Origin of the sequence: Xenorhabdus griffiniae (assembly GCF_015163655.1) — a bacterium.
GTDB classification, from domain to species: Bacteria; Pseudomonadota; Gammaproteobacteria; order Enterobacterales; family Enterobacteriaceae; genus Xenorhabdus; species Xenorhabdus griffiniae.
In genome coordinates this window covers 1-17590 of the sequence record NZ_JADEUF010000041.1, presented here as the reverse complement: position 1 = coordinate 17590, position 17590 = coordinate 1, and the positions used below count along the sequence as shown (strand labels likewise).

Here is a 17590-nt window from a genome sequence, read left to right as displayed (position 1 = left end):
TTTTTAATCCAACCCTTACCTGCTCTTGGCGTTTTTACAGGATGATTATAACGTCACATTAAATTCACATAATATTAACAATGGATGAGGTACATCAATGTATCATCTGGATATTTATGGCACGCTCGTTGCTGCCACGCTGGTTTTGCTACTAGGAAGAAAACTCGTACAATCAGTCCCATTCCTTGAGAAATATACGATCCCTGAGCCAGTCGCAGGTGGCTTATTGGTTGCGTTAGTTCTGTTGGCAGTTAAACAATCTATAGGTTGGGAAGTCAGTTTTGATTTATCTCTCCAAGAGCCTCTCATGTTGATGTTCTTTGCCACAATCGGTTTGAACGCTAACCTTGCCAGCCTGAAAGCAGGCGGAAAATCTTTGGTCATTTTTGTCTGCGTGGTTGTTGGACTGTTATTTGTACAAAACACGGTTGGCATCGCCTTGGCGAAAATGCTTGGCCTTGATCCGTTAATGGGATTGCTGGCAGGCTCCATTACACTATCTGGTGGGCATGGAACAGGTGGTGCCTGGAGTAAGGTATTCACTGAGCGCTATGGTTTTGAAAATGCTACGGAAGTGGCAATGGCATGTGCAACATTCGGCTTGGTTTTAGGTGGCTTGATTGGTGGTCCGGTTGCCCGTATGTTGGTGAAAAATACCAAAACACCAGGGTTGGAGGCTGAGGATACCGAGCTGCCGACGGCATTTGAGAAACCTTATACTGGCCGGCTTATTACACCATTAGTGATGGTGGAAACTATTGCTATGGTTTCCATTTGCTTATTGGCAGGTAAGTTTATTGAGAAACTGTTACAAGGCACAGCCTTTGAATTGCCGACATTCGTGTGTGTTCTGTTTGTTGGTGTCATTCTTAGTAACGGCCTCTCTCTGCTTGGTTTTTATCGGGTATTTGACCGAGCGGTGTCGGTCTTGGGTAACGTCAGCTTATCGTTGTTCCTGGCGATGGCTTTGATGAGCCTGAAACTGTGGCAACTGGCTTCCCTTGCGCTGCCAATGTTGGTCATTCTTGCCGTACAGACTTTGGTTATGGCGTTGTATGCCATTTTCGTTACTTACCGGATCATGGGCAAAAATTTCGATGCGGCAGTATTGTCAGCCGGCCACTGTGGTTTTGGCTTAGGGGCGACACCAACAGCCATCGCGAATATGCAAGCGATCACTGACCGTTTTGGGCCATCGCATGTAGCATTCTTACTCGTACCTATGGTGGGAGCATTCTTTATTGATATCGTTAATGCTGCCGTCATCAAATTGTATCTGCTATTACCGCTGTTCCCAGCTATAGCAGGTTAAACTAATACCCTTTTGTCTTGGATCTCTTGACGAATATGCCGCTGAAATATTCAGCGGCTGGCACCTAAGCGCGGCTATATTGGGAACTATCCGGTAACCAGCGTTCAATCAGCGCTTTGGCGTGTTCAGGATAGTTCTGGTGGATATAGCGGGCAATACGCTGAACTTCGGGCAGCATACTTTGGTCCCGCAATAAATCCGCGATCCTGAATTCTGCATTACCTGTTTGGCGTGTACCCAGCAGTTCACCTGGCCCGCGGATCTCTAAATCTTTCTGGGCAATCACAAAACCATCATTACTGTCCCGTAAAACTTGCAGGCGAATTTTGGCTGTATTGGTCAGTGGGGTTTTATAGAGCAGGACACAGTGAGAAGCAATGGCGCCACGTCCGACACGTCCTCGAAGCTGGTGCAACTGCGCCAACCCTAGTCGTTCGGGATTATCGATGATCATCAGGCTGGCATTGGGTACATCCACCCCGACTTCAATGACCGTAGTAGCAACCAACAATTGTATTTCACCTTGCTTGAATGCCTCCATGACGGTTTGTTTTTCGGCTGGTTTCATCCGCCCATGCACTAAGCCAATTTTCAATTCAGGTAATGCCAGTGTCAATTCTTCACTGGTTGCCTGTGCTGCTTGCGCTTCCAGTACCTCAGAATCTTCGATCAAAGTACATACCCAGTAAGCCTGACGGCCTTCATCCAGACAGGCGCTTTTGATTCGTTGGATAATGTCGTTCCGGCGAGTATCTGGGATAGCAACAGTGGTGACTGGCGTTCGGCCTGGTGGCAATTCATCAATGATAGACGTATCTAGATCGGCGTAGGCGGTCATTGCCAATGTGCGTGGAATCGGGGTTGCTGTCATGATCAATTGATGGGGGTAGAAGCCTTGTTCGCGCCCTTTTTCCCATAATGCCAGACGTTGATGAACACCGAATCGATGTTGCTCATCAATGATAACCAGTGCCAATCCGGCAAATTTTACCTGATCCTGAAACATGGCATGAGTACCGACAATCATACTCACTTGACCGTTTGCTATCGCCTCTTGCTGTGCCTGACGCGCCTTACCTTTTTGTTTGCCAGACAACCAACCAACCTGAATATCGAGCGGTTCAAGCCATTGACGGAAGGTATTGGCATGTTGCTCTGCCAAAAGCTCAGTTGGTGCCATCAGTGCTACTTGCTTGCCGTGAACAATGGCACGGACAGCTGCCAGCGCTGCCACTAATGTTTTCCCTGAACCGACATCCCCCTGTATCAGACGCATCATGGGAACATTTTTTGCCAAATCATGTTCTATTTCTGCCACGACACGGGCTTGTGCGCCGGTGGGTGAGAATGGTAGCTGGCTAAGAAGCTTCTGTTTCAGAGAATCATCTGCCGTTAGGGGGGATGCATGAAAACGCTGGGTTCCAGCCCTGACCGCCAGCATACTTAAATGATGCGCCAGCAACTCTTCCAGAATCAACCTTCGTTGGGCTGGATGTCGGCCATTTTCTAAATCGGCCAGAGAAGTATTCGGTGGGGGATGGTGCAATGTACGCAGTGCGTCGGGTAGACTGATGAGCTTCCGGCTGAATTCTTCCGGCAGCAATTCATTAATGGCACAGGTAGCCAATATTTCCAATGCCTGATCGATTAACTTGCGCAGCGTTGTCTGGCGCACTCCCTCGGTCGTGGGATAGATGGGGGTTAACGTCTCTTGCAGTTGGATGCGGTTGGCATGTTGTTGGATTTTATACTCAGGATGGATAATCTCTGGCCCTTGATTCCCGCGACGGATCTCGCCATAAGCAACAACGTGCTTTCCTGCGGCCAAATTATTTTTCATGGCAGCAGTAAAATTGAAGAAACGCAGGGTTAATATGCCCGTGCTATCACTGATTTGGCAGGTCATGATGCGCCGACGCCCAAAAGCTACATTGGTGCGTAATATTTCACCTGTTACCGTAGCATGAATGCCGGACAGTAACTCATTAATGGTATACAGGCGGGTTTGATCCTCATAGCGGAGAGGCAAATGCAAAAGCAAATCCTGTAGATTGACCAACCCTAACTTAGTGAGTTTAGTGACCTGATTGGCTCCAACGCCACGTAACGTGGTTAAGGGGATAGCATCAAGTAGCTGGCCTTTCATACGATTCCTCCGTCAGTGTGATTTATTTCCTTACTGATGGTGCAGTTGTTTTTTGCATAGCTGACCACCATGATTCACTTGCTATGATTTGACCTTGCTTATCTATTAAAGGTTGTTCCAGGCCCTTACGGTGAGAAACGGCAGCCAACACGGGATATCCTCCTTCGAACAGTAACCTTTGCTGCTCTTCTTCTGGCAGAATGTTTTTTTCCCGTTGGTACATGCCTGCCAATTGGCGCTGCCGTTGCGCTTCATACAGAATCAAGGCAGATGCGACAGAGACATTCAGTGACTGCACCATACCTGCCATCGGAATAATGATATCGTGGTCTGCCAGGGCGATGGCTTGTTTCGAAATACCTTTTTTCTCCTGCCCCATAATGATGCAGGTAGGTTTAGTGTAATCAATTTGACGGAAATCGACGGCTTTATCAGAAAGATGAGTTGCCAGCACTTGCATTCCATCAGATTTAAATTGGTGAATCGCCTGTTCAATTGTGGAATGTGTTTTCACCTGAACCCAACTATTGCTGCCCGCTGCCGAAGAGAGCTGGGTTCTTAATTGCTCAGTAGGCCAGATGGCATGGATTTGGTGAATACCCACAGCATCCGCTGTACGAATAACGGCGGATACGTTATGGGGTTTGTGAACTTCTTCTAAACAGAGTGTCAGGTCAGGTTGACGCATTGCCATCATCTGGCAAATGCGCGCGTAACGTTTAGGATTCATAACCTCTAGTTTCGGTTACGGCTGACTCGCATTACGTCTGGCATGATACGTATCTTACGCATGATATTCGCCAGCTGGATACGGTCTTTGGTCGTCAGCCTGATGAAAGCACAATAGACACGGCCATCTTTTTCCTCTGTATTCATGCTTTGAATATTGGAGTTTACATCGTTAATGGCAGCAGTCAGATTTGCTAATGCCCCTTGATGGTTAAACATATCGACTTTAATTTCGGCAATAAAATCGCTATTGATATCTTTATCCCACTCAACGGGCATGAATTTTTCCGGTTCTTTCTGATATCCACGGATATTGCGACAAGACTCGTGGTGGATTACCAAACCTTTTCCGGGGCTGATATGGGCAATAATCGGGTCGCCTGGAATTGGGCGACAACATTTAGCAAAGGTAATCAAAATACCATCAGCGCCCTTGATAGGCAGCTTACGGGAAGGATTGCTATTGTTGTTCGATACTTTCTCCGCTGAGCCCAATAATAAGTTGCGGGCGACAACCACGCTCATGGCATTACCCAATCCGATTTCCGCCAATAAATCATCCAAAGCAGAGAGCTTCATTCTTGCCAGCTCTTTGTTGATATTTTCTTGTGGAATATCGACAATTTTCGTGCCATTACCGAGTGCATGATTGAGTAAACGGCGCCCCAAACTAATGGAATCATCCCGTCTTAGGTTTTTCAGTAACTGGCGAATTTTGGCGCGCGCTTTGGAGCTAACGACAAAGTTTAGCCATGCAGCATTAGGACGCGCCCCTGGTGCCGTAATAATTTCGACTGTTTGCCCACTACTAAGCGTTTGTGAAAGAGGATAAGGCAGACGATCAACACGTGCACCAACACAGGCATGGCCGATATCGGTATGGACGGCATAGGCAAAATCGACAGGGGTCGCGCCAGCCGGTAACTCAACAATTCGTCCTTTGGGGGTAAAAACGTAAATCTCATCAGGAAATAAATCAGATTTAACGCTTTCAATAAATTCAAAAGAGCTGCCGGCACTTTGCTGGAGTTCCAGCAAGCTTTGCATCCAGCGCTGAGCACGAACCTGCGCAGTCGTACCGGATTCCCCTTGCTCTTTATAGGCCCAATGCGCGGCAACCCCCATTTCTGCCATTTGATCCATATCTTCGGTACGGATCTGAACTTCGACGGGTACTCCATGCGGCCCTATCAGGGAGGTATGGAGGGATTGGTAACCGTTGGCTTTGGGAATGGCAATATAATCTTTCACTCGGCCCGGGCGTGGCTTATACAAACTGTGCATTTGCCCCAATACGCGGTAGCAGGTATCAAGATTATTGACGATGACACGAAAGGCGTAAATATCCATGATGGAATGGAAACGCTGCTCTTTCAGGCGCATCTTACGATAGATAGAGTAGAGATGTTTTTCGCGGCCACTGACTGTGCATTTGATACCGGCATCCGTTAATCTGCCTTCAATTTCCGACAGAATTTTCTGGATCATCTCTTTGCGATTACCGCGAGCGGCTTTCACAACTTCTTTAATTACGCGATAACGGTTTGGATACAGGGCCTCAAACCCAAGTTCTTCCAGCTCGGTTTTTAGGTGATGAATACCCAGACGATGAGCCAGTGGACTATAAATTTCCAGTGTTTCCCTGGCAATGCGCCGCCGTTTATCGGGGCGCAGAGAGCCAAGGGTTCGCATATTGTGCGTACGGTCTGCTAGTTTGATCAAAATGACGCGGATATCCTGTACCATCGCCATGATCATTTTGCGGAAGTTTTCAGCCTGTGCTTCCTTTTTGTCGCGGAAGTTCAGTTTATCCAGCTTGGATACACCTTCCACCAATCCGGCAACGGCCGTACCAAATAACTGTTCTATATCCTGAAATGTTGCAGGAGTATCTTCAATGACATCGTGCAAAAGTGCCGCCATCAGTGTTTCATGGTCAAGGCGCATTTCAGCCAGAATACAAGAAACGGCAACGGGGTGAGTGATGTATGGCTCACCGCTGGAGCGGGTTTGCCCTTCGTGGGCATCCCGCGCAACTACATAGGCCTGTTTAAGCAGATCAATTTGATCTTCAGGCAAATATTTCAGAACCAGCTGATTCAGGCTTTCAAACAGGTACAAGGCAGACCTACCGTAAAATTAACGACGACCTTCAGCGATGGCAGAAACGGCTTTGATTTCTGCGGCTTCTTGTTCTTGCTGTTCCTGGCGCTCACGAACATCAAGAATTTTGTTGTTGATGAGACCTTGTTCGATTTCACGCAGGGCAATAACAGTCATCTTATCGTTTTCTTCTGGAACGAGGGGATCTTTGCCACCTGCTTGCAATTGGCGTGCTCGGCGAGCAGCGACCAACACCAGGTCAAAACGGTTACCAATTTTTTCTACTGCGTCTTGAACAGTTACGCGTGCCATATGAGTGCTACTCCACAGATAAATAAATGACTGGGCATAATACTGAAACTTGGTTCAGTCTGCCAATAATTTGCTGATTAAGGCATCATGCCGCTGGGTCTGACGATCTAATCGCAGACGCTCTGAACGAATAATCGATTGTAAATCGGCCAGTGCCGTATTGAAATCGTCATTGATGATGACGTAATCATATTCGTTGTAATGTTCCATTTCCGCGACAGCCTGAGCCATGCGTTTGGCAATGATTTCTTCGCTGTCTTGACCGCGCCCACGCAGGCGGCGGAGCAACTCTTCCTTAGAAGGTGGAAGAATGAAAATGCTGCGAGCTATTGGCATTTTCTGGCGGATTTGCTGTGCACCTTGCCAGTCAATATCAAGAAAAACATCAACGCCACTGGCGAGTGTATCTTCGATGACTTTTCGGGATGTGCCGTAATAGTTACCAAAAACACAGGCATATTCCAAAAATTCATCATGGTTGATCATATCTTGAAATTCATCCACTGTGACGAAAAAATAGTGTTCACCATGATTTTCGCCTGGGCGAGCTTGCCGCGTTGTATGCGAAACAGAAACCTGAGTGTCATACAAGGGCTGGGTTTTTAATAAAGCCTGAATAAGGCTTGATTTTCCTGCTCCACTCGGCGCAGAAACAATATATAACGTTCCTTGGTTCATGATGATTTCTTGACTGATTGGGTATAAATAAATGCAAGCGCAGGAATATAAGATCCCACATAGTATACACGGATACGTTAATCCATGCAGCGCTACAATACATGCCAACAGGTATTTCACCAAAATATTTTCTTAACAAACTGGCATTAATGAGATTTTTTGCGAGACATTTTCAGCAAAAATAGTCGGTTGCAGAAATTGCACATTTATTTTTCGAAACGTCTCGCAAACTTCCTTTTTGCCACTTGGTAAAAATTTTCCTGCTTTTTATTCTCTGCCCGTGTCTTGGCATCAATTTTTTAGGAAGCCGTTTTAAGGAAACCAAGGAGCAGGGATGCTTAATTTTCTCATTAGTTTTTTAATAACAGTATGGATATTGCTAGCTGGTATGCCAATGGCGTTTGCCAACAAGGTTCAGTGTCCTGACTGGCCACAAGAAAAATTTCAGCGTGAAACTAGGCGCCTGTCACAGCAGGTGGTTAAGTGGGATCATCTATATCGTCAGAAGGGAATGAGTGAAATAGATGATGAAATTTACGATCAATTATTGGATACCTTGAGAATTTGGCAAAGTTGTTTAAATCATGGGTCAGACAGCGTCTTACTCTCTGTTAGCCCGGTTGCCGACACGTCCCTAATTCCTGGGCCCTCACCTAAACGTTCAGGGAAACAGTTTCATCCTGTGCAGCATACAGGCTTGCATAAGTTGAAAGGAATACAGGAAATTAACCAGTGGTTACAGGGGCGCACAGGGGTGTGGTTGCAACCTAAAATTGATGGTGTTGCAGTTACTTTGGTGTATGAAAAAGGTCAATTAGTGCGGCTAATTAGCCGCGGTAATGGTATTGAAGGAATAGACTGGATGGATAAAAGCGCATTTATTCCCAGTATTCCTAAACGGATTAAAAATGCCCCTGAACATTTGGTATTACAAGGTGAGCTTTTCTGGCAGCAGGAACAGCATCGTCAGTTTGTTGCGGGAAGTCAGGGGGCGCGCAGTAAAGTTGCAGGTTTAATGATACGTAAAACTCCAGCGCCAGAACTGAAACACGTTGGTATTTTTATTTGGGGCTGGCCGGATGGACCAAATGAAATGGCGGTGAAACTGGAAAAATTGGCAGTAATGGGGTTCCCCATCACACAGCAATATAATCACCCCATTGCCACAGCAGAAGATGCCGAAAAAAGATGGAAAAATTATTTTGTCCAGCCCCTCCCTTTTGCTACAGATGGGATTGTATTACGCCAAGAGCTTGAACCGACAGGCCGACAATGGCGTTCTGGATCAAACAGTTGGGCGATTGCATGGAAATATCCATTGCGGCAGCAAATGACAACTGTAAAAGGTGTTAATTTCACAATAGGCCGGACAGGGAGAATATCCGTTGGATTAGAACTGGAAAAAGTAAAGGTGGATGATCGACAGGTCAGTCGAGTTAACATCGGTTCGATCAAACGTTGGAAGCAGTGGAATGTCTATCCTGGCGATAAAATTACGGTGACGCTGGCGGGACATGGTATACCTAAACTCGATAAAGTGGTGTGGCGTATGACGGAACGCCCTGATATTCAACCACCTAATGAGCAGGATTATCATTTCCTGAGTTGCCTGACACTCGAACATCAAAATGCAACTAATGATGATCATTATTGCCAACAACAGCTTATCGCTCGTCTGACGTGGCTTGGGGTAAAATTGAAAATGAAAGGCGTGGGACAAGGAACGTGGTCAGCGTTGGTAAAACATGGGCTGGTGGTAAATTTAACGACTTGGCTGGATTTGGATAAGGAACAGCTTGGGGCAGTGACCAATATTGGAACTAAACGTGCGGAATTAATTTTCTCCCAATTTCAACAGGCAAAGTTACAGCCACTTTCATTATGGTACGAAGCCATTGGCCTGCCTTATGCCAGGCACTTTACAGATGAACAAGCAGATAAACTGGGATGGCAGTGGGAAACGATATTCTCTGACACAAAAGCGAAACACACATTAACAGTAAAACAAAGAGAAAAAATCTTGGCCTTTTTACAGCATCCTGAGATTAAGGCGGTAATTCATATTTTATCTTTACGGGATATTGAGAAAACAAGAGATATTAAGTAAATAGGGGCAAAAGGCGCCCCAGAGATTCATTACGGTATCAGTGGTCTGTGCCATCGTAATTGAAGATGGGTAAACCAAGGCGATAACGAATAGCAATTAATCGTGCAGCGAGTCCCGCAACAAGTGTAATCAAGATAACGCTGTTCGGGGGTAATGGCGTATGCAGTAAGGCAATATAGAGCCAGGCAGAGGCAAAAGAGACACCGGCATAAATCTCTTTTTGGAATACCAAAGGGATGGTATTACAAAACATATCGCGCAATACGCCACCAAAAACGCCAGTGATGACGGCGGCAATGGCGGCAATAATCGGACTGTAGTGCATTTCTAACGCGATTTGTGCACCTATGATGGAGAAGACGATTAAGCCAATGGCATCAAGAATAAGAAACAGACGGCGTAGATGTTTCATCATGGGAGCAACCCAGATAGTGAGCACGGCAGCACAGGCAACGGTCACTATATACTCTGGATTTTTTACCCAGCCAAGGGGATAGTGCCCCAAAATAATATCACGGACAGTGCCACCACCAATGGCTGTCACGGAAGCAATAATGATAACGCCGAATACATCCATTTTTCGACGACCTGCGGCTAAGGCGCCTGTCATGGCTTCAGCCGTAATACCAATGATATAAAGGACACTGAGTAGCATAAGTTTAATTACATGAAATATAACGTAGAAGTAAAGAGTACTGTTGGAATAATAACGTCTCGACTGAAATTTTTTAGCCGAATTTGAATAAAATTAGTTTTTATTATCCGAAACCTCGCAAAAGAAGGCAGTAAAATGGTTTTTAAGGAACGTCAGATTACATTCGATAGTCGTAGCCATCAGATAACTAATATAAATGTTTGGACGCCAGACAGCCAATGGTTGGTGTACGATGTTCGTCCCGATGGCGCCTCTTTTACCGGTTTAACGATAGAAAAAATTCATGTTAATCATGGACAGACTGAAATTATCTATCAGGCAAAGGATGGCGCTCATGTCGGCGTGGTGACTGTGAGTCCGCAAGAGCCAGTTCGTTATGCCTTTATTCATGGACCGGAAAAACCAGATGCACAGTGGCAATATGATTTTCATCATCGCCGTGGTGTCATGGTTTCTGATGTACAGCCCAATGTGGCAATTAACATTGATGCCATGGATATTACTCCACCTTATACCACTGGCGCTTTGCGCGGTGGAACACATGTTCATGTTTTCAGCCCCGATGGTAGTCGTCTCAGTTTTACCTACAATGACCATGTGATGCATGAGTTAGATCCTGCGCTTGATCTACGTAATGTGGCGGTAGCCGTTCCTTTACAAGCTGTAATACCAGATAAAAAACATCCGAGGGAATATGGTGGTAGCTATTTTTCGGTTGTGGTTAGCGAGACTACGGCCCGCCCGCGTCCCGGCAGTGATGACATCAATCGAGCTTATGAAGAAGGATGGATTGGACAGCGAGGATATCGCAAAGATAATGGTCAATGGCAGCGTTGGTCACTGGCTTTTATTGGGGATACCTACGCCACAAATGGCGAAAAAATACCGGAAATTTATCTCGTTGATCTGCCAGAGCACAATGATGAATATGCCATTGCAGGTAGCCAACCTTTAACAGGTACGGAAACAGCATTACCCGCGCCACCAGCGGGAGTAAAACAGAAACGCCTGACTTTTACGCACGATAATCGCTGGCCGGGAGTGGTGAATGTTCCACGTCATTGGCTAAGAACATCACCAGATGGCAGTAGAATCTGTTTCCTGATGAAAGATGAAAAAGGGATTGTCCAGCTATGGTATATCTCACCAAATGGTGGTGAGCCAATGCAGATAACTTACAACAAGAACAGTATACAATCCGCATTTAGCTGGGATAGCCGTGGGCGGTTTATTGCCTGTGTTTGTGACAATAGTGTTGTACTCTGTGATAGTCAGACTGGAAAAATCCAGCGTTTAACGGAGCGCACTGATGATGCCCCTTCCGCTGATGCGATAGTGATATCACCGGATGATCGCTATGTCGCTTTTATGCGTGATATTGACGGTTACCGACAACTATTTGTGGTGGAAACAGGGATTAACTGAAAACCAAGGGAGCATAATGGGCATTGCCGATTAATGGTGATGCCCGACATTACACTAATATTGCTCATCGTTTTTTAAGTATCGTGGTCTACAGTTTCTGGTGTAGGCAGTATGACGATTGGCTTTTTATCGAGCTGCTCTATACGATGTTTGGGGGATTGCTCTGCGCTATCTTGATCGGAACGAGCATAATCATAGGGAAGCAGAAGCGTGTCTAAGAAGGCAGAAAATGGCAGGTCGAGCGCAAGCAACGGCTTCATAAGCCATCCTGTTTTGTCATCTTGCAACATGCCAATATTGGCTTTTGCTCCAGAGTAATAACCTTGATAGGGACCGCTGTGGGTCATGAGACTGGAACAGCCAGTAAGTAGTAACCATCCTAATGTGGTACATAGTAATAGAAGCACTTTACAATTTTTCATCGTTTCCATGATCTCAATGAGTTAATTTGCCAATGTCCAGATACTTTATTCGCTATTAACGCCACTTTTCCAAAGCATGACAGGTACTTTATACCAATCTAACTTCAAGATGCGTGTGATTTCTCCTCGCGAAGCGGGTGAAGAAATCAGGTTTCATAGAGTGTTGTAAATTGCAACTTGAAATTTAATGCGTATAAAGTTGTTTACCCTTTAATGCTGTTTACCTTTTAATACTATTTACTATAGTCAGGTAATATTCAGTTTGCTATAGCATTTATCGCTAAATTTGATAATTTTTTGTGATGTGAGTTTAAATTTCTTTTTTAAGTTCAATGCATACAATATGTGGCTTAAAACACATAACTTGCGGTTAATTCCTGCCAATATTTAATTGGTGGTAAACTATCGTTTATGAAAAATAAGAGAAAATGACTAATTTTTCGGATAATTAACCTTGGGTAAAGGAAGCGGGTCATGAGTGATATTGCATTAACAATGAGCTTGCTGGCGCTGTCTGCCACATTGGGGTTATGGATAGGTAACTGGCGAATACGGGGTATTGGTCTTGGAATTGGTGGGGTTTTGTTTGGTGGGATTATAGTTGGCCATTTTGCCCAGATGTATTCTCTGTCTCTCAGTAATAATATGCTGCATTTTATTCAGGAATTTGGCTTAATTCTTTTTGTTTATACTATTGGTATTCAAGTTGGTCCGGGTTTTTTTTCTTCTCTGAGAGTTTCTGGACTTAAATTAAATGGTTTTGCTGTCCTGATTGTTATTATTGGTGGATTAGTTGCTGCAATTATTCACAAATTGTTTGATGTTCCTTTACCCATTATTTTAGGTATTTTTTCCGGTGCAGTGACAAATACGCCATCTTTAGGGGCAGGGCAGCAAATTCTGGCAGATTTAGGATCTGCTCCTTTACTGGTTAGTCAAATGGGTATGGGATATGCGATGGCTTATCCTATGGGAATTTGCGGTATTTTGCTGGTTATGTGGTTGGTTCGCCTTTTTTTCAGAGTGAGAATTGAACAGGAGGCCAATTCGTTCGATAACCAGAACAATCAGGGCAGAGAACTGCTCCAGACAATGAATATTGCTGTATGTAATCCAAATTTGAATGGATTAATGATGCAGGACATTCCGCTGCTCAATAATAATGATGCAGTGGTATGTTCCCGCCTAAAACGGCAAGATTTGTTGATGGTGCCCCAGCCAACTACTGTGATTCAAAGTGGGGATCTACTGTATCTGGTGGGGCAGCGGGAAGCGTTGAATCAGGTCAGGCTGGTCATTGGGGAAGAGGTTGACGTTTCTTTGTCTACTGCCAGTGATATTTTTCAATCCGTCAGGGTTGTGGTAACGAATGATGAAGTATTGAGCCAGAGGCTTGGAGCGCTCAATTTAAAACAGAAATATGATGTTGTTGTCACACGCCTTAATCGTGCTGGAATTGAACTGGTTGCCAGTAATAATGCCAGCTTACAGTTCGGCGATATCCTGAATATTGTCGGTCGTCCTGAAGCTGTAGAAGCCGTTACAAGGCTTTTAGGTAACTCACAGCAAAAACTTCAGCAAGTTCAGATGTTGCCTGTATTTATTGGAATAGGGTTAGGGGTTTTATTAGGTTCGATTCCTCTGTTTATTCCTGGTTTTCCTGCTGCGTTACGCTTGGGATTGGCGGGAGGGCCTTTGGTTATTGCGTTAATTGTGGGACGGATTGGCACGATCGGTAAACTTTATTGGTTTATGCCTCCCAGTGCGAATCTGGCCTTGCGCGAGCTGGGAATAGTTATGTTTCTGGCGGTTGTAGGGCTGAAATCTGGCGGTAATTTTATTAATACACTGGTACACGGCGAAGGGCTGGCGTGGATTGGTTATGGGGCATTGATAACAATAGTTCCCCTGTTAGTTGTAAGCCTGCTGGCACGTGTTGTGATAAAAATGAATTATCTCAGTTTATGTGGGGTGCTGGCAGGTGCCATGACAGATCCTCCCGCCCTGGCTTTTGCGAATGGAATGCATAGTACCAGCGGGGCTGCGGCGTTGTCATATGCGACAGTTTATCCGTTGGCAATGTTTTTAAGGATTATGTCTCCCCAAATTTTGGCCGTTATTTTCTGGGCCTTATGATTTGGTTAATTAAGAATAATTGTTTGATTCATTAAATGTGCTTTAGATCACAAAATGCTGCCCAATTGTCTTAATTTGGCTTCAATTTGAGATAGTAGAGGTAATTTAAGGCAAAAAATCCCTGCTTATTCAATTCATTATAATAAGTTTTTTCTGGTTAAATATACGCAGTTCAGGGAAGGTATAAAAACAGGGAATGTTTTCCTTTCCTATTGTGTGTGAAGAATTCTTTTGGGATTCTAATAACTACTGTCCTGTTCGCAGGTAAAAGTCCTCGTTATCATCTTGCTCCCTCCCCCCTAAAATGAGGGAGCTTTTTTTTATTGACAGATTGCGATGCAAGATCAGCGTTCTGCTTCTTGATGCGCTATCTCAATCTCTTCAGACAGAATACGAATACCTTCTTCGATCTTCTCTATATCAGGAACATAGTTCATTCGCATACATTGATGGGCATGTGACCAATCGTGTTCTAGTCCCGGAAAGAAGAAGTGTCCCGGCACCATTAGCACCTTACGTTTCTTCAACCGCTGATAAAGCTCTTCTGTCGTGATGGGTAAGTCCTTGAACCAGAGCCAGAGAAATATGGCACCTTCCGGTTTATGGATAAGGCAGCGATCTTCCGATATATGGCGCCGAATGATGCTAATTACGTTTTCTACCCGCTGCTTATAAAATGGTTGAATAACATTTTGTGACAGACGCAAGAGGTCGTTACGCTTAATCATTTCCAGGGCGAGAGCTGGCCCAACACCGCCAGGAGCCAGGCTAATAATGCCGTTCATATTGCTGATAGCACTGATAATTTTTTCATTAGCGATGATGATACCGCAGCGGGAGCCTGGCAGGCCCAGTTTGGACAGACTCATGCACAGAATGATATTGTGATTCCACAGCGGGGTAGCGTCGCTGAAAATAATACCAGGGAATGGCACACCGTAGGCATTGTCGATCAATAAGGGGATTTGGTGCTGTTGAGCCAGGCTATCCAGGCGCAGTAATTCTTCATCAGTGATTACGTTGCCTGTTGGGTTGGTAGGACGAGAGACGCAAATCAGGTTAATGTCTTCGGTAATATTCAGGTGATCGAAATCGACGTGGTATTTGAATTGGCCGTTGGGCAGTAATTCAATATTCGGCTTATTAGCGACAAATAATCCTTCATCCAAACCTGAATCTGAATAGCCAATATATTCTGGAGCAAGAGGAAACAAAACACGTTTCATTGAGCCATCGTCAGCGCGACCTGCCAGTAAATTAAACAGATAGAAAAAGGCACTTTGGCTGCCATTAGTCAGGGCAATATTTTGTGGGTGGATGTCCCAACCGAGCTTTTCTCTCAATTCTTGGGCCAGCGCTGCTATCAAGGTGTTTTTCCCTTGTGGCCCGTCATAGTTGCATAGGGTTTCGCTTAATTGACCGTCTAACGCCATGTCAGTCAATATCTGCTGGAAATAGGCATCCATTTCTGGGATATGTGCAGGATTGCCACCGCCTAACATAATTGCACCAGGCGTTCTCAGACCTTGGTTGAGATCATTCATCAGACGGGTAATTCCCGAATCTTGTGTAAATTTGTTACCGAATTGCGAAAATTTCATATTGGCGTTTGCGTCTGTTTTTGTATGAGAAGAAAACACCATACCCTGCTCATTACGAGGGTGCAATGGGGCAAAAGTGGTATTTCTGCTTATTTTTATACATTAATGTGACTGCTCCCCGCCGTAAACGGCAAGGCTTCCCACTTCTCAGGCTGCAACCGTTGGTACAACGGATTTACGCAAGCCTCCGTGGGCAGAAACGACGTGTCCCGCCGCCTGTAATGCCAGTATCCCTTTATGTCGGATATTGAGGGCTGCATTGATATCCCTGTCATGAGCCGTACCACATTCCGGGCATGACCATAAACGCTGACGCAGCGGCATGTCCGGCATCCTGTAGCCACAACAATGGCAGAGTTTACTGCTGGCGAATCCCTGCTCCAGTCTGACCAGATGAACCCCCTTTTGCTCAGCTTTGTAAGCCAACTTGTTGATAAAACTGTGCCAGCTTGCATCGCCGATAGCACGGGCGAGTTGGTGATTCTTCATCATATTTTTGATTTTCAGTGTCTCGACAATGATTGCTTGGTTTTCGTCAACCAGTGTACGGGAGAGTTTATGCTGAAAATCGGCGCGGGTATTAGCCACATGCTCATGGCACTTCGCTACCTGCAAGCGGGCTTTTGCCCGGTTCGCGCTCCCTTTCTGTTTCCGTGAAAGGGCTTTTTGTTTTCGCCGCAGATTGCGGCTGTTGCGGAGCAGGGGACGCGGGTTCGCGACTTTGTGACCATCTGATTGAATAGCAAAGTGGGATAACCCCATATCCAGTCCCGTGACAGTTGCTATCTTTGTCGGCTTTTCCGGCGCAGTCTCCGGCTTTTCACTCAGGATTGACGCATAATATTTGCCCGTAGCCGAGCGGATGATAGTAATATTTTTTATCGCGCCTGATATTTCCCGATGGATTTTGGCTTTTATCGCAGAAATTTTCGGAATTTTTATACTCTCCGCGGTCACTTTCAGACTGCTGCAATGGTAGCTGGACTGTTTGCCATGTTTACTTTTGAATCGGGGATAACGGGCACGTTTCTGAAAAAAATTCACAAAGGCTCTGTCCAGATTTTGCAAGGAAACCTGTAAGGCATGACTGTCTGCATTCGCTATCCACGCATAACGCCGGGATTTTTTAGCGACAGGCAATAAGGGCTGAATATCTTTGCGATTATTGAGCGAAACGCCGTGATATTTGTACACGTGCGAACGAAGATGCAAGGCTTTATTGTAGACGAACCTGACGGCACCGAACTGTTTTTCCAGTGCCTGACGTTGTTCTTCTGTGGGATAAAGCCGGACTTTCGTTGCGCTGTACATCATGACCGCTCTCTATGACTATGACCATAGACTAATGCACAGCGTGGTTTTATTTCAATGAGTGTACGTGAGAATTTTACAGATTATTTACACCGTCGTCATTCCATCAGCAAACTCGTCGTTCATCTTATATTTGTCACGAAATATCGTCGAAAATTACTGAATAGCACGATGATTAGTCAGATACAGGATGCGTTTTTATCGGCTGCTGAACGGCTTGAAATTGATATCTTAGAAATGGATGGCGAGGCAGATCACGTTCACGTACTCGTCGCTTACCCGCCAAAACTTGCCGTCAGTGTGCTAGTGAATAATTTGAAATCGATCAGTAGTCGTTATGTTCGTCGATTGAATGCTCAATTACCACGTCAGTCCAAGTCTGGTGCGTTATGGTCGCGCTCTTATTTTGCATGTAGTACGGGGGGAGTCACGATAGAGACATTGAAAAACTACGTCAGAGCGCAACAAACCCCGGACTAGCTCTGTCTCTTGATCACATCTCTAGCTCAAGAGACTGTACAAGCAGGTAACCTTCCAGGATAGTTTGTAATATGAACCATCCTTCCCATAATCTTTCCCATCCTACTCGACCATTACGTTTTGAATCGTACCAACCTGCAAGCTTGCCGAGGTTAATATAGGCCCAGTAGAGG

General features: G+C 45.3%; 14 protein-coding genes and 1 pseudogene. 5 read left to right on the top strand and 10 right to left on the bottom strand.

Going from position 1 to position 17590, the window contains the following annotated elements; genetic code table 11:
- Window positions 1–97 precede the first annotated feature (97 nt).
- Window positions 98–1312 (top strand): sodium/glutamate symporter, encoded by a 1215-nt coding sequence (gltS, locus tag IQ211_RS08595; RefSeq protein WP_189759872.1) that lies wholly within the window; start codon window positions 98–100, stop codon window positions 1310–1312.
- A 64-nt stretch (window positions 1313–1376) separates the two neighbouring features.
- On the opposite strand, the gene recG is transcribed toward gltS, so the two are convergent.
- Genes recG through gmk form a run of 5 tightly spaced genes read right to left on the bottom strand, consistent with a single transcriptional unit; the run spans window position 1377 to window position 7280 of the window.
- A complete protein-coding gene (gene recG / locus IQ211_RS08590) occupies window positions 1377–3458 on the bottom strand; it encodes an ATP-dependent DNA helicase RecG (RefSeq protein WP_189759873.1) in 2082 nt (693 codons plus the stop codon).
- A 22-nt stretch (window positions 3459–3480) separates the two neighbouring features.
- On the bottom strand, window positions 3481–4188 hold the full coding sequence (gene trmH / locus IQ211_RS08585; protein WP_189759874.1) for a tRNA (guanosine(18)-2'-O)-methyltransferase TrmH: 708 nt from the start codon (window positions 4186–4188) through the stop codon (window positions 3481–3483).
- A gap of 5 nt (window positions 4189–4193) precedes the next feature.
- On the bottom strand, window positions 4194–6308 hold the full coding sequence (spoT, locus tag IQ211_RS08580) for a bifunctional GTP diphosphokinase/guanosine-3',5'-bis pyrophosphate 3'-pyrophosphohydrolase (protein ID WP_189759875.1): 2115 nt from the start codon (window positions 6306–6308) through the stop codon (window positions 4194–4196).
- Between the two features lie 18 nt (window positions 6309–6326).
- Window positions 6327–6602: a DNA-directed RNA polymerase subunit omega gene (gene rpoZ, locus IQ211_RS08575; RefSeq protein WP_099112923.1), complete on the bottom strand. Its 276-nt coding sequence runs from the start codon at window positions 6600–6602 to the stop codon at window positions 6327–6329.
- A 54-nt stretch (window positions 6603–6656) separates the two neighbouring features.
- Window positions 6657–7280: a guanylate kinase gene (gene gmk / locus IQ211_RS08570; RefSeq protein ID WP_189759876.1), complete on the bottom strand. Its 624-nt coding sequence runs from the start codon at window positions 7278–7280 to the stop codon at window positions 6657–6659.
- Window positions 7281–7614: 334 nt separating this feature from the next.
- Between gmk and ligB the strand changes: the two genes are divergently transcribed.
- On the top strand, window positions 7615–9387 hold the full coding sequence (gene ligB / locus IQ211_RS08565; protein WP_189759877.1) for an NAD-dependent DNA ligase LigB: 1773 nt from the start codon (window positions 7615–7617) through the stop codon (window positions 9385–9387).
- 37 nt (window positions 9388–9424) lie between these two features.
- Here the strand turns inward: ligB and IQ211_RS08560 are convergent, their stop codons facing one another.
- A complete protein-coding gene (locus IQ211_RS08560) occupies window positions 9425–10042 on the bottom strand; it encodes a trimeric intracellular cation channel family protein (protein WP_189759878.1) in 618 nt (205 codons plus the stop codon).
- A gap of 135 nt (window positions 10043–10177) precedes the next feature.
- Here IQ211_RS08560 and IQ211_RS08555 point away from each other — a divergent pair, with 135 nt between their 5' ends.
- A complete protein-coding gene (locus IQ211_RS08555; protein ID WP_189759879.1) occupies window positions 10178–11467 on the top strand; it encodes a YidR family protein in 1290 nt (429 codons plus the stop codon).
- Between the two features lie 74 nt (window positions 11468–11541).
- Here IQ211_RS08555 and IQ211_RS08550 read toward each other — a convergent pair whose 3' ends face one another.
- Entirely contained in the window at window positions 11542–11889 is a 348-nt protein-coding gene (locus IQ211_RS08550; RefSeq protein ID WP_189759883.1) for a YceK/YidQ family lipoprotein, read from the bottom strand.
- 474 nt (window positions 11890–12363) lie between these two features.
- On the opposite strand from IQ211_RS08550, the gene IQ211_RS08545 reads away from it, so the two are divergent.
- Window positions 12364–14025: a putative transporter gene (locus IQ211_RS08545; RefSeq protein ID WP_189759880.1), complete on the top strand. Its 1662-nt coding sequence runs from the start codon at window positions 12364–12366 to the stop codon at window positions 14023–14025.
- Between the two features lie 344 nt (window positions 14026–14369).
- On the opposite strand, the gene IQ211_RS08540 is transcribed toward IQ211_RS08545, so the two are convergent.
- Together IQ211_RS08540 and IQ211_RS08535 are read right to left on the bottom strand one after the other, a co-directional pair.
- The gene (locus IQ211_RS08540) at window positions 14370–15626 is read right to left on the bottom strand and encodes a valine--pyruvate transaminase (RefSeq protein WP_189759881.1); all 1257 of its coding nucleotides are present in this window, start codon (window positions 15624–15626) and stop codon (window positions 14370–14372) included.
- A gap of 147 nt (window positions 15627–15773) precedes the next feature.
- Complete coding sequence (locus IQ211_RS08535) at window positions 15774–16937, bottom strand: RNA-guided endonuclease InsQ/TnpB family protein (RefSeq protein WP_189759884.1); 1164 nt, start codon at window positions 16935–16937, stop codon at window positions 15774–15776.
- A gap of 57 nt (window positions 16938–16994) precedes the next feature.
- Between IQ211_RS08535 and tnpA the strand changes: the two genes are divergently transcribed.
- Window positions 16995–17417: an IS200/IS605 family transposase gene (tnpA, locus tag IQ211_RS08530; protein WP_189759882.1), complete on the top strand. Its 423-nt coding sequence runs from the start codon at window positions 16995–16997 to the stop codon at window positions 17415–17417.
- Between the two features lie 13 nt (window positions 17418–17430).
- Here tnpA and IQ211_RS08525 read toward each other — a convergent pair.
- Window positions 17431–17590, bottom strand: a pseudogene (locus tag IQ211_RS08525) (IS4 family transposase); the annotation flags it as partial.

What these genes read in the sequence shown, in the direction of transcription:
- recG (WP_189759873.1), bottom strand. Translation starts at nt 3,458, where the DNA reads ATGAAAGGCCAGCTACTTGATGCTATCCCCTTAACCACGTTACGTGGC.
- gltS (WP_189759872.1), top strand. Translation starts at nt 98, where the DNA reads ATGTATCATCTGGATATTTATGGCACGCTCGTTGCTGCCACGCTGGTT.
- ligB (WP_189759877.1), top strand. Translation starts at nt 7,615, where the DNA reads ATGCTTAATTTTCTCATTAGTTTTTTAATAACAGTATGGATATTGCTA.
- tnpA (WP_189759882.1), top strand. Translation starts at nt 16,995, where the DNA reads ATGAGTGTACGTGAGAATTTTACAGATTATTTACACCGTCGTCATTCC.
- IQ211_RS08560 (WP_189759878.1), bottom strand. Translation starts at nt 10,042, where the DNA reads ATGCTACTCAGTGTCCTTTATATCATTGGTATTACGGCTGAAGCCATG.
- IQ211_RS08540 (WP_189759881.1), bottom strand. Translation starts at nt 15,626, where the DNA reads ATGAAATTTTCGCAATTCGGTAACAAATTTACACAAGATTCGGGAATT.
- IQ211_RS08535 (WP_189759884.1), bottom strand. Translation starts at nt 16,937, where the DNA reads ATGTACAGCGCAACGAAAGTCCGGCTTTATCCCACAGAAGAACAACGT.
- IQ211_RS08555 (WP_189759879.1), top strand. Translation starts at nt 10,178, where the DNA reads ATGGTTTTTAAGGAACGTCAGATTACATTCGATAGTCGTAGCCATCAG.
- gmk (WP_189759876.1), bottom strand. Translation starts at nt 7,280, where the DNA reads ATGAACCAAGGAACGTTATATATTGTTTCTGCGCCGAGTGGAGCAGGA.
- IQ211_RS08545 (WP_189759880.1), top strand. Translation starts at nt 12,364, where the DNA reads ATGAGTGATATTGCATTAACAATGAGCTTGCTGGCGCTGTCTGCCACA.
- rpoZ (WP_099112923.1), bottom strand. Translation starts at nt 6,602, where the DNA reads ATGGCACGCGTAACTGTTCAAGACGCAGTAGAAAAAATTGGTAACCGT.
- IQ211_RS08550 (WP_189759883.1), bottom strand. Translation starts at nt 11,889, where the DNA reads ATGAAAAATTGTAAAGTGCTTCTATTACTATGTACCACATTAGGATGG.
- trmH (WP_189759874.1), bottom strand. Translation starts at nt 4,188, where the DNA reads ATGAATCCTAAACGTTACGCGCGCATTTGCCAGATGATGGCAATGCGT.